The sequence below is a fragment of the Maribacter sp. BPC-D8 genome, from assembly GCF_035207705.1.
Classification (GTDB): domain Bacteria; phylum Bacteroidota; class Bacteroidia; order Flavobacteriales; family Flavobacteriaceae; genus Maribacter.
Genome location: NZ_CP128187.1, coordinates 2,857,092 through 2,873,829, shown reverse-complemented (window position 1 = coordinate 2,873,829; position 16,738 = coordinate 2,857,092). Strand labels below are relative to the sequence as shown.

General features: G+C 31.9%; 8 protein-coding genes and 2 tRNA genes. 7 read left to right on the top strand and 3 right to left on the bottom strand.

Translation table 11 applies throughout. The annotated features are described in order from the left end of the window. The first annotated feature begins 5 nt into the window (after positions 1 to 5). The 7 genes from QSV08_RS12835 (at position 6) to QSV08_RS12805 (ending at position 13,700) form a co-directional block, all read left to right on the top strand. Positions 6 to 2,372 (top strand): toxin-antitoxin system YwqK family antitoxin, encoded by a 2,367-nt coding sequence (locus QSV08_RS12835; protein ID WP_324023730.1) that lies wholly within the window; start codon positions 6 to 8, stop codon positions 2,370 to 2,372. 140 nt (positions 2,373 to 2,512) lie between these two features. Continuing rightward, the gene (locus tag QSV08_RS12830) at positions 2,513 to 3,631 is read left to right on the top strand and encodes a DUF4268 domain-containing protein (RefSeq protein ID WP_324023729.1); all 1,119 of its coding nucleotides are present in this window, start codon (positions 2,513 to 2,515) and stop codon (positions 3,629 to 3,631) included. A 67-nt stretch (positions 3,632 to 3,698) separates the two neighbouring features. Next, the gene (locus tag QSV08_RS12825; RefSeq protein WP_416382060.1) at positions 3,699 to 6,659 is read left to right on the top strand and encodes a type I restriction endonuclease subunit R; all 2,961 of its coding nucleotides are present in this window, start codon (positions 3,699 to 3,701) and stop codon (positions 6,657 to 6,659) included. Further along, entirely contained in the window at positions 6,652 to 7,905 is a 1,254-nt protein-coding gene (locus QSV08_RS12820; protein WP_324023727.1) for a restriction endonuclease subunit S, read from the top strand. The genes QSV08_RS12825 and QSV08_RS12820 overlap by 8 nt, the downstream gene beginning before the upstream one ends. Position 7,906: 1 nt before the next feature. Further along, positions 7,907 to 9,001 carry an AAA family ATPase gene (locus QSV08_RS12815; RefSeq protein ID WP_324023726.1) on the top strand — a complete coding sequence of 365 codons (1,095 nt, stop codon included), beginning with the start codon at positions 7,907 to 7,909 and terminating at the stop codon, positions 8,999 to 9,001. Between the two features lie 20 nt (positions 9,002 to 9,021). Then, positions 9,022 to 10,674: a type I restriction-modification system subunit M gene (locus QSV08_RS12810; RefSeq protein WP_324023725.1), complete on the top strand. Its 1,653-nt coding sequence runs from the start codon at positions 9,022 to 9,024 to the stop codon at positions 10,672 to 10,674. 53 nt (positions 10,675 to 10,727) lie between these two features. After that, positions 10,728 to 13,700 (top strand): DEAD/DEAH box helicase, encoded by a 2,973-nt coding sequence (locus tag QSV08_RS12805; RefSeq protein ID WP_324023724.1) that lies wholly within the window; start codon positions 10,728 to 10,730, stop codon positions 13,698 to 13,700. A gap of 116 nt (positions 13,701 to 13,816) precedes the next feature. Here QSV08_RS12805 and QSV08_RS12800 read toward each other — a convergent pair. The 3 genes from QSV08_RS12800 to mutS all read right to left on the bottom strand — a co-directional run bounded on the left by QSV08_RS12800 (position 13,817) and on the right by mutS (position 16,697). Further along, positions 13,817 to 13,903, bottom strand: a tRNA-Leu gene (locus QSV08_RS12800). A gap of 42 nt (positions 13,904 to 13,945) precedes the next feature. Then, a tRNA-Gly gene (locus QSV08_RS12795) sits at positions 13,946 to 14,017 on the bottom strand. Between the two features lie 97 nt (positions 14,018 to 14,114). After that, positions 14,115 to 16,697: a DNA mismatch repair protein MutS gene (gene mutS / locus QSV08_RS12790; RefSeq protein WP_324023723.1), complete on the bottom strand. Its 2,583-nt coding sequence runs from the start codon at positions 16,695 to 16,697 to the stop codon at positions 14,115 to 14,117. Positions 16,698 to 16,738: the final 41 nt, after the last annotated feature.

Below are 16,738 nucleotides of genomic sequence, written 5' to 3'. Positions count from 1 at the left end.
TTTTAATGAAAATTACCAAATCAACCATGCAATCAAATTATTACAAAACTATTCTATTATTACTTTTTATGTCACAAGTGACTATAGCACAAAGTCTTTCCTTGAGTGACATTGAAAATATTTGTTCGAAATCTAATTGGGAAAATGTAAATCAATTTTTAATGAATAAAAATTGGGAATACTATGAGTCTGAAAAAGGAGATACTGATAAATATAGTACAATCACTTGGTCTTATAATAAGAATTATAACGATGCTGCAGAAGCCTGGTTCTATTTATTTACTTATGAAGGTTTTCCAAGTAAAATCCGATATTCTGTTTTCAACAAACCTTCATATACAGCAATTCGGAATTCTCTTAGTGCCAAAGGATATAAGCTTAAAAATAGTGAGATAGAAGATGACGAATTAATATCAACCTATACCAATTCTAAATATTCGTTAACAATTACAACACAAAAAAGAGAAAAAGAAAATGATTTTGGTGCAGATAAAAGTATCACTGCATATGATTTTCTTTTAGTCTTAAAATCTAGTATTTATGACCCGGATAATGGGAAAAAGATATATTATTATTCAAATGGTGAAAAGAAATTAGAATATTCCTTAGTCAATGGAAAAATGGAAGGTATTTCTAATGTGTATTATGAAAATGGTCAATTGAAAAAAACTGGTACTTACAAAAACAATTTGGCAAATGGTAATTTTATAGAGTACAATGAGGAAGGTCTTAAATTATATGAATATAAGCAGTTGAATAATAAAAAAAATGGAAATTTAATTGCATATGAAGATAATAAAATATCATATACAGTAAATTTTGTCAATGGCAATTTCCATGGTAAAAATATTGAATATTATTATACAGATGATACCGATAAACTGTATACGAAAATTATTGGGAATTATATAAACGATGAAAAAAGTGGTCTTTGGAAGACAATTTTTATAGATGAAAATAACGTAGAAACTGTCTTAAATAAAATTACTTATGAAAATGGTGTAAAACAGGGATTTGCCCAAGAGGTTAGTGGCGATAGTCTAATATTGTCAAGATATGTTAATGATGAGTATAATGGTAAGTATAAGATTTATCATGATGTTTTAAGAAGTTTGCTAGGTGGTGTAATTGAGACTGATACTACTAAAATGACTTTGGTTACTAAAGGACAATTTTCTAAAGGAATTAAAAATGGATATTGGAAGTATTATCATGTTACAGGGGGATTGGATAAAGAGGGCTCTTATATAAATGATAATTTGGAAGGGGAATGGAAATATTACCATCCTACTTACTACAATAAAGAAGAAGACAGGCATGAAGATTATTCCGAAGAATTATATTTAATTGAAACCTATAGAAATGATAAGCTAAATGGCATATCAAAAAGGTATTCATATTTAAACAGGGAAGAAGTTGAATGTTCGGAATTAAATGCAAAAAATCAGTCAGCTGAAACTTGCTATAAAAGGGTTTATAAAAAAGTATTGGAAACCAGAACTTTTAAAAATGATGAATTAGATGGGCCATATGAAAAAAAGAATGCTTCAAATATTGTCATCGAAAAAGGAAATTATAAAAATGGTTTAAAAGAAGGTAGATTTTATATGCGATTTGATGAAATTGATGAAAATAACATAATGTCGCCATACTATATGGAAGGAACATTTGTAAATGACATTATCGAAGGAGAATGGATTGCATATTCAGAAAAAGGAATCATAGACAGAACAATGAATTTTAAGGATGGGGAGTTACATGGAAAAAGTACCGAATGGTACAGTGAAAATAAACCCAAAAAAATTAATATGTTCGATTCTGGAGATCTTGAGGAACTGACCGTTTTTGATAATACCGGTAATTACCCTGAAGCTAAGTTTGAAATATTGCATAAAGGTTTTAATGGCTACAAATGTCGTTATACGAAATTCACAGCTTCGGGTAGTGAATCTCAGGTGTATTCCGTAAATGATGAGGAAGACATCGATGAGGATGATTTTGATTTACAATTTTTTCTAAATATTGAAAATGGTAAAGCTTATAAAAATGGGGATTATGTAGTGAACCTTCCTAGTACAGAACCATTGATAGAAGGATTATATAGTGAAGGGGTCGAAGCTGATAAATGGACTTATTACTATTATAGCCAACATGTCAAATTGCAATACGATTATCATTCTTCGAACGAAAAGTATTATACACTTGACGATAAACCTTATTCAGGAGATTTTGTGCTATTAGATGATGAAAAAGGAACTAAAGAAATTAGGTCCATTAAAGATGGGGTCAGAAATGGTAAAACCGAAATTATTGATAATAGGTCTGGTAAATCAATAGAGAAGGTTAGGTATAAAGACGGTATAATTAAATAGGCTATAATAGCCAATGTTAAACGTTATCCTAAGCAATAGCCTATATTTATGCTCTAATCGTAAATTAGATTATCAGTCTTAAAATTTGGCTCATATATTTATAACTCATTTAAATTTTAATACACTTTTGAAATTAAATTATGTACTTAATCAATAAAGAGCAAAATAGAATTTCCAAATTAAAACAGATGACTTTTTCTGAATTGAAATTTAGAGAAAGGGATCATCTTCAAGAGTGGATAGCCAACAACCCATCTTCATTAGGCGAGGAACTTTTAATAATTCAAAAAGAGTTTAATGGTTTCAATGAAACGAATGAGAGATTAGATTTGCTGGCATTAGATAAGCTTGGTAATGTAGTAATTATTGAAAATAAGTTAGATGATTCGGGTAAAGATGTTACTTGGCAAGCGATTAAATATGCGAGCTATTGTGCAAGTTTAACTAAGCAAGATGTAATAAAGATATACCAAGATTTTTTAGGTTCATCAGCAATTGCATCTGAGAAATTAACCGATTTTTTTGATGGTAGAGATATTTCAGAAATTGTTTTAAACCAGGGTCTAAATTCACAACGGATTATTTTGGTAGCAGCTAATTTTAGAAAAGAAGTTACTTCGTCTGTATTATGGCTTCTAAATTTTAAGGTCCGTTTGCAGTGTTTTAAGGTTACTCCATTTGCTTTCAATGAGCAGCTGTTTTTAAATGTTGAGCAAATACTGCCAACAAAAGAGACAGAAGATTTTGCGATAAGTATTTCAACAAAGGCACAGGAAGAAATTGAAGTTCAAGAGACACTTAAGAATAGACATCAATTCAGACTTAAATTTTGGGAAAGTTTTATAAACTACAGCAATACGAAAAACAATCTTTTTTCAAATAATTCACCAACAAAGGAAAGTTGGATTGGCAAGGGTATGGGAATGAGTGGTGTTAGCTTAAATCTTGCGGTTAGTGGTAATTATTGTAGAAGCGAAATTATTTTTAACAGGGGTAGTCAAGAAGAGAATAAAGACCTGTTTGATTTTATTTATAAGATGAAAGATAAAATCGAAAGTGATTTTGGTGACCAATTAATTTGGGAACGAATGGATGAAAATGTTACTTGCAGAATTAAGTATCAACTAGATGGTATGAGTTATTTTGAAGAAGCAGATTGGGCTACTATGAATGAGTATTTAGTAGATGCTTCAGTAAGAATGGAAAATGCTTTTAAAGAACCAATTAGAAAATTGAATGCTTACGCCAAGCTTAGATAAAATTTAAAGCAGACTGTAACTGGAAAGTATCAATTAACGGATTAATGACAAAGAGTAACAAATGGATATTGTAAAAGAAGCAGACATAGAATATGGATTGGTAGGTAAACTACAAGACCTAAAATATACCTATCGCCAAGATATAAGAGATAGAAAAGCTTTAGAATTAAATTTTAGACAGAAGTTTGAAGCCCTAAATAGAGTAAAATTAACGGATGCAGAATTTGACAAACTACTTAATGAAATAATAAATCCAGATGTATTTAAAGCTTCTAATCATTTAAGAAAACGAAATACATTTATAAGAGAAGACGATACGCCATTACATTACACCTTAGTAAATATAAAAGATTGGTGTAAAAATGATTTTGAAGTTATTAATCAGCTTCGTATGAATACCCAAAATAGCAATCATAGATATGATGTTATTTTATTGATTAACGGAGTGCCAGTTGTACAAATTGAGCTAAAAACTTTAGAGATTAGTCCTAATCGTGCAATGCAACAAATAGTAGATTACAAAAATGATATTGGCAATGGATATGCCAATTCGTTGATGTGCTTTATGCAATTATTTATAGTCAGTAATAAAACAAGAACCTTTTACTTTTCTAATAACAATAATAAACACTTTGCTTTCAATGCAGACGAGCAATTTTTACCTGTATATACTTTAGCAAAAGAAGACAATTCTAAAATAAACCACTTAGACGATTTTACTGATAAATTTTTAGCTAAATGTACCTTGGGCGAAATGATCAGTCGCTATATGGTGTTGGTAGAAACCGAGCAAAAGATATTGGTAATGAGGCCGTATCAAATATATGCAGTAAAGGCTATTGTAGATTGTATAGAACAAGATAGAGGTAACGGTTATATCTGGCATACTACAGGAAGTGGAAAAACATTAACATCATTTAAAGCATCTACACTTTTAAAAGATAATGATGCCATTGAAAAATGCTTATTTGTAGTAGATAGAAAAGATTTAGACAGACAAACAAGAGAAGAGTTTAATAAATTTCAAGAAGGTAGTGTAGAAGAAAATACCAATACAAAAACATTGGTAAGAAGAATGCTTTCTACAGATTATGCAGATAAGGTAATTGTTACAACAATTCAAAAATTAGGCTTAGCCTTAGATACCAAAAACGACAAAAATTATATAGAGCATTTAGAACCATTAAAGGATAAACGAGTAGTTTTTATTTTTGATGAGTGTCACCGTTCACAATTTGGTGAAAACCATAAAGCTATTGTAGAATTTTTTCCAAAAGCTCAACTATTCGGTTTTACCGGAACTCCTATTTTTGAGGAAAATGCGACCTATAAAACGATTGAAGGAGAAACAGCGTCTTACAAAACAACAGAAGACGTTTTTCAAAAAGAATTACACGCATACACCATTACCAACGCAATAGAGGACAAAAATGTATTGCGTTTTCATATCGACTATTTTAATATCAAAGGTCAACAAGACTTAAAGAGTTTAAGTCATAAAATGGCAGTGATCGATGCGATTCTAAAAAAACATGATAAAGCAACCCATTACAAGCGGTTTAATGCCATTTTAGCAACGTCTTCTATTTCTGATGCAATTGAATATTATCATTTATTCAAACAAAATCAACGAGAATATGCCGAGATTAACCCTGATTATCGACCATTGCAGATAGCCTGTGTATTTTCGCCACCTGCAGAAGGTAATACAGACGTAAAGCAATTACAAGAAGATTTGCCACAAGAAAAAGCAGATAATGAAATTGAGCCTAATATAAAAAAAGCAGCATTAAAAACCATTATTGCAGACTACAACACCCAATACAATACAAATCATAGAATTGCAGATTTTGATTTATACTATCAAGATGTGCAGCAACGTATAAAAGATCAAAAATATACAAACAAAGATTATGCACACAAAAATAAAATTGATGTGTTAATTGTTGTAGATATGTTATTGACAGGTTTTGATTCTAAATATTTGAATACCTTATATGTTGATAAAAATCTAAAATACCATGGTTTAATACAAGCTTATTCACGTACCAATAGAGTTATAAACGATACGAAACCTTATGGTAATATTTTAGTGTTTAGAGATCAAGAAGAAGAAGTAAATAAAGCAATGATTCGTTTTTCTGGTGCTAAAATAGAAAAAGCAAAAGAAATTTGGCTGGTGGAGGCTGCACCTAAAGTTATTGAAAAGTACAAAGAAGCTGTAGAGCAACTTACCAAGTTTATGGAGGCAAAAGGCTTAGCTTGTTCACCTTCAGAAGTGAATAATTTAAAAGGAGATGAAGCACGTGCTGGTTTTATAAATGCTTTTAAAGAAGTACAGCGCTATAAAACACAATTAGACCAGTATACGGACTTGAACGATACTCAAACAGAAACTATTGAGGTGTTATTACCAAATGAAGATTTGCGTTCTTTCAAATCTGTGTATTTAGATACTGCCAAAAGTTTACAAGCAGCACAAGCTAAAGGCGGTGACCAAGCACCCGAAGATGTACAGCAATTAGATTTTGAATATGTACTCTTTTCTTCTGCCATTATAGATTATGATTATATTATAGGGTTAATAGCAACCTTCACGCAAGACAAACCTTCTAAAAATAAAATGACACGTGAAGAGTTGATAAACCTGTTAAGTTCCAGTGCCAATTTAATGGAAGAACGTGAAGATATTATTGCGTACATAAACAGCTTAAAGGTTGGGTTTGGGTTAGATGAAAAAGACATCCGCAAAGGCTACCAAAAATTTAAAGACGACAAAGCAGCCAAAGAAATACAAACCATTGCAGATAAACAAGGTATTACAGCTTTAAGCCTAAACGCTTTTATTGATGAAATATTAAACAGAATGATTTTTGATGGCGAAAAACTAACCGATTTATTAGAACCTTTAGACTTAGGTTGGAAAGACAGAAGCATAAAAGAGAAAGATTTAATGGAAGACTTAGTACCATTATTAAATAAACTAGCCCAAGGGCGTGAAATAGCAGGGTTAAATGCTTATGAATAAAGAAAAACAAAAGATGATTCCTGAAGTGCGTTTTCCAGAGTTTAAGAATGATGGAGAATGGAAAATCGAACCATTTAATGATGTCTATAATTTTAAAATAACTAATTCTTTTTCAAGGGAAAAATTAAACTATGAAAAAGGCAACGTAAAAAATATACATTATGGAGACATACATACTAAGTTTTCATCACATTTTGATATTACACAAGAATGTGTTCCATATATAAATTTAGATATTACTCTAGAAAAAATAGATAAAGATAATTACTGTCAGGAAGGTGATTTAGTTATTGCAGATGCTTCTGAAGATATAGATGACATAGGTAAAACCATCGAAATAATAAGCCTAAATCAAGAGAAGCTTCTAGCAGGTTTACATACTTTTCTTGCCAGACCAATTGATGATAAAATTAAATTAGGCTTTGGAGGACATTTGTTTAAATCTAATGGTATTATAGCTCAAATAAAAAACGAAGCTCAAGGAGCTAAGGTATTGGGTATATCTAAAGGTAGGCTTGCTAATTTGGATGTTTATTATCCTGATAGCGATATTGAACAACAAAAAATAGCCAATTGTTTATCCTCATTAGATACTTTAATAACAGCAGAAGTAGATAAATTAGAAAATTTAAAAGACCACAAAACAGGTTTATTACAACGACTGTTTCCTGCAAATGGAGAAACCAAACCAGAATTTCGTTTTCCAGAGTTTGAGAAGGATGGAGATTGGGAAGAGAAATTGTTAGGAGGCATTTCAGAAATTACTACAGGTACTTCGAACCGTCAAGACTCAACAGAAGAAGAAGGAAAATATACCTTTTTTGATAGGTCGCAAGATATAAGAACTAGCAATAGATTTTTATTTGATGGAGAAGCGATTATAGTAGCAGGTGAAGGACAAGAGTTTAAGCCAAAGTATTTTATTGGAAAATTTGATTTACATCAAAGAGCGTATGCTATTTTGAATTTTAATAATAAAACAATCGGCAAATTTTTATACTATTCAATATATAAAAATAGAAGTTATTTTTTAAGATACGCTGTTGGTTCAACAGTTAAATCTTTAAGACTTCCAATTTTTGAAAATATGCCTACGTTAATATCTTCTAACCCAAAAGAGCAACAAAAAATAGCAGATTGTTTAACTAGTGTAGATGATTTTATTGAAGCACAAAAAACAAGAATAAAAGTCTTAAAAAACCATAAAAAAGGTTTGATGCAACAATTATTTCCAAACAGTATATAAAATGAATTTTACAAATTTAACAGAAGTTGCAACACACTTTAGAAATGACTTAATTGGAAACCAGGTAAAAGAAAGAGATTTTATTTTATTTTTTGCGCATAATGGTATTGGTAAAACAAGATTGTCCATGGAGTTTAAAGAACTAGGTAAAACAGCAAACCCACCAAGAGATACGTTATATTTTAATGCATTTACAGAAGACTTATTTGTCTGGAATAATGATCTAGATAATGACATCAATAGAGAATTAAATTTAAATACAAATTCTGCTTTCTTTAATGGATTACAAGAGCTTGATATGGATACTAAGATTGTTGCTTTTTTCCACAATTATGCAGACTTAGATTTTGATATTGATTACGAAGAAGGAAAAGTAATATTTTCGAGAAGTATTATTGTTAATGGTCATGAAACAACAGTTGAAAACATCAAAATTTCAAGAGGGGAAGAGAATTTATTTATATGGAGTTTTTTTCTTGCTATCTGCCAATTAGCAATTGATGAAGATGAATCTTATGATTGGGTTAGATATATTTATATTGATGACCCAATAACTTCTTTAGATGAAAATAATGCGATTGCTGTTGCTTGTGACTTAGCAAATTTATTAAAAACTGAGGACATTAAAACTAAATCTGTAATATCTACTCATCATAGTCTTTTTTTTAATGTAATGTTTAATGAAATGGGTAGGAGAAAAAAGCATATTGCATATCATTTAAATTCAATAGATTCAGATAATTATATATTAACAACTACTGGTGACACACCATTCTTTCACCATATTTCGACTATTTCAGAGTTAAAAAAAATTATAGATTCAGAAAGTTCATTATATGAATATCATTTCAATGCTCTTAGAAGTATATTAGAAAAGACAGCTAGTTTTTTTGGTTATGAGGATATTAAAGAATGTTTAACAGGTTTTGATGGGGATACCGACCAGTTTAATAGAGCTTTAAATCTTTTTAGCCACGGTAAATATTCCTTATTTAGTCCAGAAGAAATGAATGAAGAATATAAAACTCTATTTAAAAAAGTGTTTGAAGCATTCACAACTAAATATAAATTTAATTTTCCTGAAATTTTAAGTTAGGAATCAGTAACTGTAACATAATGACAGCAAAACAAAAACAAGAACAATTAGGTAAAGCACTTTGGGATATAGCCAATGATTTAAGAGGTGCAATGAATGCAGACGATTTTCGTGATTATATGCTATCATTTCTCTTTTTACGTTACTTATCTGATAATTATGAAGGTTCAGTAAAAAAAGAACTTGGTTCAGATTACCCTGATTTAGAAGAACAGGATAAACGTACGCCGCTTTCAGTTTGGTATGAAGCTAATACAAATGATATAGAGCCTTTTGAAAAACAAATGCGTAGAAAAGTACATTATGTTATTGAGCCAAAATATTTATGGAGTAGTATTTCGGAATTGGCAAGAAAACAAGATGAAGACTTATTGCGTGACTTACAAAAAGGGTTTAAACATATCGAAAATGATTCTTTTGAAAGTTCTTTTAAGGGTTTATTCTCAGAAATCAATTTAGATTCAGAAAAACTTGGAAAAACCTATACAGAAAGAAATAAAAAGCTGTGTAAAATCATTCAAAAAATATCAGAGGGTATTGCAGACTTTTCAACAGATAGTGATACATTGGGCGATGCCTATGAGTATTTAATTGGAGAGTTTGCAGCAGGTTCAGGTAAAAAAGCAGGAGAGTTTTATACACCGCAGCAATTATCTACAATCCTATCAGAAATTGTAACCTTAGACAGTCAAAACCCAAAATCAGGTAAAAAGAAAAAACTAAATAAAGTACTAGATTTTGCTTGTGGTTCAGGTTCTTTGCTGTTAAATGTAAAAGATAAAATAGAAAAAGCAGGCGGTACAATTAGCAGAATTTATGGGCAAGAAAAAAATATAACAACATACAACTTAGCACGTATGAATATGTTGTTGCACGGAGTAAAAGATTCAGAATTTGAAATATTTCATGGGGATACCTTAAAAAACGAATGGAATCTATTAAATGAAATGAACCCAGCTAAAAAAATAACTTTTGATGCTATTGTAGCCAATCCACCATTTAGTTTACGTTGGGATGCATCAGAAGCAATGGGAGAAAATTTCCGTTATAAAAATTATGGTTTAGCACCAAAATCGGCAGCAGATTTTGCATTTTTATTACACGGTTTTCACTTTTTAAGTGATGAAGGTACAATGGCTATTATTTTACCTCACGGAGTTCTATTTAGAGGTGGTGCTGAATCTAGAATTAGAACTAAATTACTGAAAGACGGAAATATAGATACTGTAATCGGTTTGCCTTCTAACTTATTCTTTTCAACCGGAATACCTGTATGTATCTTAGTTTTAAAGAAGTGTAAAAAGGATGATGATGTACTCTTTATAAATGCAAGTGAGCACTATAAAAAAGAAAAACGACAAAATATTTTACGTGATGGTAAGATAAATGGTGTCATAGACCCAAAAGAAGAAAATGATATTGAAAAAATCATTGATACATATCAAAATCGTCCAGATGAAATAGAACGTTATGCACGTAGAGTTTCAATGGCGGAAATTGAAAAAAACTATTACAATCTAAATATATCGAGATATGTAAGTACCGCTTCAGCTGAAAAGAAAATTGATTTAAAAGTAGTTAATGATAAATTGGTCGATATTGAAAAAACAGCTGCTAAAGCATTAAATGAGCATAATGGATATTTAAAGGAATTAGGACTGAAAACAATTTAAATTTCCAACTAATTTTTTTTGTCAATTTTTCATAATCATATTAGTAATAAATAATGGATAACCGAAAATGGTTAAAGTATTGGCGTAAGAGTTTAATAGATTCTTTAAAGGCAGACATCGATATTAAAAACCAAGAACATTTCGAAATTGAAAATTTTGAAATTGACCATCCAAATATCCATAATTTAGAGCGACTTGCAGAACTTATGGATTCTGAAGAAAAAGCATTAAATAAAAAGAAAGGTATACTCAAAGACGATTTCGAAAACTGGGTCAGTTTAAATGAAATCGAAGTTTTAATTGCTCCGATTAAATTGGTTCAAAAAGAGCAATATAAAGTGAATGACAGAAACAAATTCCCTTTTTGGTATGCGGTAAAAGTGAATAGGGAAGGTGTGCAAAGCGTTCCAGAAGAAATAGCACCGTTCTACCAACGCAAGTATTTAGAGCCACAAGCAGATGAAAAAACGGAATTTATTTTTTCATCAGTTGATAAAGTAAATCAGAAGAATAATGTTAAAAGGGAAGATTTAAATACATACCAACTTTACATTGATTATTTAAAGAAGAATTTTACTAGTGTTACTGATCAAGAATTTGATAGCTATACTTGCGATAACCACAAAACACTGAACAATGCAATTGTATTAATGCCCAATGCGCAAATTGGAGCTGCTCAAAGTATTATTGCCTTGTATGATAAAATACTAAAGAGTAAAAATCAGCCTGAGCTATTGTCAACATTTATTGATGTTGAAAACGACATAGAAAAAGAACCACTTAACGTTACTGATTTTATAAAGGCAAATCACCTGTATTTAGGGCAGATGGGTTATGAATTTCCGATATCTATTTCGCAAAGAAAAAGTTTATACACGCTGTTAAATTCCGACGATAAGGTTTTTGCAATTAATGGGCCACCAGGAACAGGAAAAACAACCTTGTTACAAAGTATAGTAGCCAATAAAATAGTAGAGACAGCTATTGAAGGCGCAAATGCTGCGATTATTTTAGCTTGCTCAACTAACAATCAGGCGGTAACAAATATTATAGAGAGCTTCTCTAAATCAAATACTAAAGATGGTCCTTTGCAAGGAAGGTGGCTTCCAGACGTTGATGGCTATGCAACCTATTTACCTGCTAGTGGTAAAACGGAAGATGAACTAAGAGGTATTAACTATAAAAAATTAGTTGGTGGTGGTTTGTTTGGTGATATTGAAAATGAGGAATTTGTTGGAAGAGCTATAGATTTCTATTTGGAAAAGAGTGAGACTTATTTTGGTAAAAATCTAAATATACCCGATACCCTTTTAAAACTTCAATCTGAAATAAAGGAAATAAAGAACACTTTAATTCATTCGAAGGAAAAGTGGGAAAACTACTTAAAAGGAGAATCTCTTTTTAAGTCGCTAAAAGTAAATGAAGAGGAGAAATTCTTTTCTGATAATTTTTTATCGGCAGATCAGTTACGAGACTTGGCAAGGTCATTGCAAAAATCAGAACATGCTATTTTAAGTTATTTCAATTCTGAATCTATATTTAGAAAGTTGCTCTGCATTCTTGGAATTAAATCATCATTAAGAAGTCGGCAGAATGAATTAAATATTATTTTGAGAGATTCTATTCTTGAAAATAGAATCAAAGATTATTCTAAAAACTCGCTATTAGAACAATGTAATGCCACTATTGAAACGGTTAGAAAAATTACTAAACTAACTACTGATTGGGAAAGTTTTAAAGAGAGAAATGATATAAACGGAAACCCACCTAGAAATAAAGATGAGTATTGGGATTTAGAAATGCTCAAAATTAGAAATAAGGTGGCTCCAAATTGTTTTTATGACGAGTTAGATGTTAGTATACGGCATAAGGCATTTCAACTAGCTATTCATTATTGGGAAGGAAGATATCTTCAACGATTAGAAAGTGACTTAAGGGATCCCAACTTCACTAAAAAAGGTAAAGCAACGGTAATAAAGAGATGGCAAAGACATGCGATGTTGACTCCATGCTTTGTAAGTACCTTTTATATGGCTCCTAAGTTTTTTAGTTATTTCAAGTTCTTGCAGAAAGATGACAATGGTAAGAATATTTTTGATAATCCGGCTCTATTCAATTTTGTGGATTTACTACTAGTTGATGAATCTGGTCAAGTAACACCAGAAGTAGGTACTGCAATTTTTTCATTGGCAAAAAAGGCGGTAGTTGTTGGTGATGTAAAACAGATTGAACCTATATGGAATATATCTAATAAAATTGATGTCGGAAATTTAAAGAACAGTCAGCTCATTGCTGATTACGATGATCAGATTTATGAAACACTTTTTGATTCAAAGGGATATTTAGCTTCAACTGGTAGTATAATGAAAATGGCTCAAAACGCGAGCAGTTTTAAAGAAGCGGATTTAGAAGAAAAAGGAGTTATACTACAAGAACATAGAAGGTGTTATGATGAGATTATTAATTATTGTAATGAGTTAGCCTATAATGGTCTATTAATACCGTTAAAAGGTAGGTCTGGGAACGACTTACTATTTCCTCCCATGTACTGCATACATGTGGAAAGTAATTCGGTTACAAAGAATACCAGTAGGCAAAACTACCAAGAGGCGGTAGAATTGGTAAAATGGTTGCTATTAAATAGAAATAGCATTGAAGACAAGTATAAAGTAAAGATAGAAGAAGCTGTTGGGGTAATAACCCCGTTTACAGGTCAAAAGAATGTTCTAAGAAGCTTACTAAAGCAAAATGGTATAAATACTAGTATTATGAAATTAGGAACCGTACATGCCTTGCAAGGGGCAGAACGACCTATTATTCTTTTTTCAATGGTTTATGGTAATGGTGATTCTGGAACAATGTTCTTTGATAGGGATAATAAACCTAATATGTTGAATGTTGCAGTTTCTAGAGCAAAGGATAATTTTATAGTCTTTGCCAATACCAAAATTCTAGATAAGAGTAGTAAGAGCCCGTCTGGCATCTTAGCGAATCATTTAAAATACGAGGATAATAGTTTGTCTTAGTTAAGGGAAACTATACTGCTTAAAAATTTTTTCACGCCTTTATTGCTGAATAGTTGCCCTAAAGGTTGCCCTATAAAATAAAAAAACCCCTGAAATCAGATGATTTCAGGGGTTTGTGGTACTCGAGGCGGGACTTGAACCCGCACGCCCCAAAGAGCACAGGATTTTAAGTCCGGCGTGTCTACCAATTCCACCACTCGAGCATACTTGGCTTTGAAAAAAATGTTGATCGGCAACATCTTCTGAGCGAAAAACGGGATTCGAACCCGCGACCTCCACCTTGGCAAGGTGATGCTCTACCCCTGAGCTACTTTCGCAAATTTTTAAGAACGTGCATCTGTTAAAAGATGCGGCTGCAAATTTAAAACAATTCTGTAAAAACCAAAGTAAAAAAGTGCAAAAGAATTAAAAAATTTATGAAGTAGCCTTTTTACCCTTGGTTAACAGCCTTTTAATCTCATTTAATTTCATCAATGCTTCTACCGGAGTTAGTGTATCTATGTCTAAATTCGTGATTTCGTCCTTAATTTCTTCTAATAAGGGGTCGTCTAAATTGAAAAAACTCAATTGCATTTCGTCAGAATCACTTTTTAATTTGTCTTTGACATCTTCACTTACGTGTTTATTTTCCAACTTTTTCAAAATTTTATTTGCCTTCTGAATTACTTGTTGGGGCATGCCTGCCATTTTAGCTACATGTATACCAAAACTATGTTCACTACCACCGGGAACTAATTTTCGTAGAAATAAAACCGTATCCTTTAGCTCTTTTATAGCAACATTATAGTTTTTAATGCGATTGAAGGTGTTGGTCATCTCATTAAGCTCATGGTAATGGGTGGCAAACATTGTTTTCGCTCTTGCTGGGTGCTCATGTAGATATTCAGAAATTGCCCAAGCAATCGATATACCATCATAGGTACTTGTGCCACGACCAATTTCATCCAATAAAACAAGACTTCGCTCAGAGAGATTATTAAGTATAGATGCCGTTTCATTCATTTCTACCATAAAAGTAGATTCGCCCATTGAAATATTGTCACTAGCACCAACGCGAGTGAATATTTTATCTACAACACCAATTTTAGCCGATTCTGCGGGTACAAAGCTTCCCATTTGTGCAAGAAGGACAATTAATGCTGTTTGTCGTAATAAGGCAGACTTACCGCTCATATTCGGGCCGGTAATCATTATAAATTGTTGATTGGATCTGTCTAGTTGTAAATCGTTGGCAATATACTGTTCGCCTAAAGGCAGTTGTTTTTCTATAACCGGGTGCCTTCCGTCTTTTATTTCTAAATCTGTAGAGTCATTTAAAGAGGGGCAGTTGTATGTGTTTTCTTTTGCAAGTTGTGCAAAACCACAAAGGCAATCTAATTGAGCAATAAGGTGTGCGTTATTTTGTACAGGGGCAATGTACTCTTGCATCCATACGACCAATTGAGAAAATAATTGTTGTTCTAAAGTTGAGATTCGGTCTTCTGCTCCTAGAATTTTTGCTTCGTATTCTTTAAGTTCTTCTGTGATATAACGTTCTGCATTTACCAAAGTTTGCTTACGCGTCCATGTTTCAGGTACTTTATCTTTATGGGTGTTTCTAACTTCTATGTAATATCCGAAGACATTATTAGAGGCTATTTTAAGGGATGTTATGCCTGTTGCGGCAGTTTCCCTTTCAAGCATTTTGTTTAGATAGTTTTTTCCTGAAGTTGCTAATCCTCTAAGCTCGTCTAATTCTTCAGAAAATCCTTTTGCGATCGTACTTCCTTTTAAAATATTTACAGGTGCTTCTTCGCTAAGCATCTCTTTTATTTTAGCGCGTAATAAATCGCAAGATTGTATTTGGTCTCCTGTTAAAGCTAGTGACTCGTTTTTAGATGAGGTGGCTAATTGCTTTATGGGAATTAAGGCTTCTAAAGAATTTTTAAGCTGTACTACTTCCTTAGGGTTTACCTTGCCTGTAGCGACTTTAGAAATTAACCGTTCCAAATCGCCCATTTGTTTAATATGATGCTGAAATTTTTCTAAAACAACTTCTTCATCATGTAAGAAAGAAACAATTTGTTGTCTCCTTTTAATTTTTTCTAAATTTTTAAGCGGTAAGGCAAGCCATCTTTTAATCATTCGACCACCCATTGGTGAGATGGTTTTATCAATAACATCTAAAAGTGTTACAGCATTGACATTGGTAGAATGGTAAAGTTCTAGATTTTTAATGGTGAACCGATCCATCCATATATAATCATCTTCAGCTATTCGTTGTAATTTAGATATATGCTGTAATTGGCGATGTTGTGTTTCACCTAAATAATGTAAAACCACACCCGACGCAATAACACCGCAGGTTAAATGATCTACGCCAAAACCTTTTAATGTATTGGTATTGAAGTGAGATGTAAGATTTTCTAGGGCGTAATCTTCTTGAAAAACCCAGTCTTCTAAGTAAAACAGGTGATGGTTTTTGCCAAATACCTCTAAGAATTCTTTTTTATGCGCTTTGGATATTAAAATCTCATTAGGTGAGAAATTCTGTAATAATTTGTCTATTTGCTCTTCGCTACCTTCTGAGGTTAAAAACTCACCGGTAGAAATATCAACGAACGCAATACCTATTTTCTTTCTTCCGAAGTGAACGGCACATAGAAAATTATTAGTCTTAGAGTTTAAGATATCGTCGTTCATTGCCACACCTGGGGTAACCAATTCGGTCACACCTCTTTTGACAATAGTTTTTGTTTGTTTTGGATCTTCTAACTGGTCGCATATTGCAACGCGCTGACCTGCTTTTACCAATTTAGGTAAATAGGTATTTAGAGAATGATGCGGAAAACCAGCTAATTCGGTTCGCTCGCCACCATTATTTCTATTGGTTAGAATAATACCTAATATGCGAGAAGCCTTTACTGCATCTTCACCAAAAGTCTCATAAAAATCGCCTACTCGAAATAGCAATAATGCATCAGGATACTTGGTCTTGATGGTATTATATTGCTTCATTAAAGGTGTTACCTTTTTTGTCTTGCTTTTATCCGCCACTT

Bases quoted from the DNA above. Each gene is read 5' to 3' on its own strand.
- QSV08_RS12835 (WP_324023730.1), top strand. From the start codon at position 6: ATGAAAATTACCAAATCAACCATGCAATCAAATTATTACAAAACTATT.
- QSV08_RS12830 (WP_324023729.1), top strand. From the start codon at position 2,513: ATGTACTTAATCAATAAAGAGCAAAATAGAATTTCCAAATTAAAACAG.
- QSV08_RS12820 (WP_324023727.1), top strand. From the start codon at position 6,652: ATGAATAAAGAAAAACAAAAGATGATTCCTGAAGTGCGTTTTCCAGAG.
- QSV08_RS12815 (WP_324023726.1), top strand. From the start codon at position 7,907: ATGAATTTTACAAATTTAACAGAAGTTGCAACACACTTTAGAAATGAC.
- QSV08_RS12810 (WP_324023725.1), top strand. From the start codon at position 9,022: ATGACAGCAAAACAAAAACAAGAACAATTAGGTAAAGCACTTTGGGAT.
- QSV08_RS12805 (WP_324023724.1), top strand. From the start codon at position 10,728: ATGGATAACCGAAAATGGTTAAAGTATTGGCGTAAGAGTTTAATAGAT.
- mutS (WP_324023723.1), bottom strand. From the start codon at position 16,697: ATGAAGCAATATAATACCATCAAGACCAAGTATCCTGATGCATTATTG.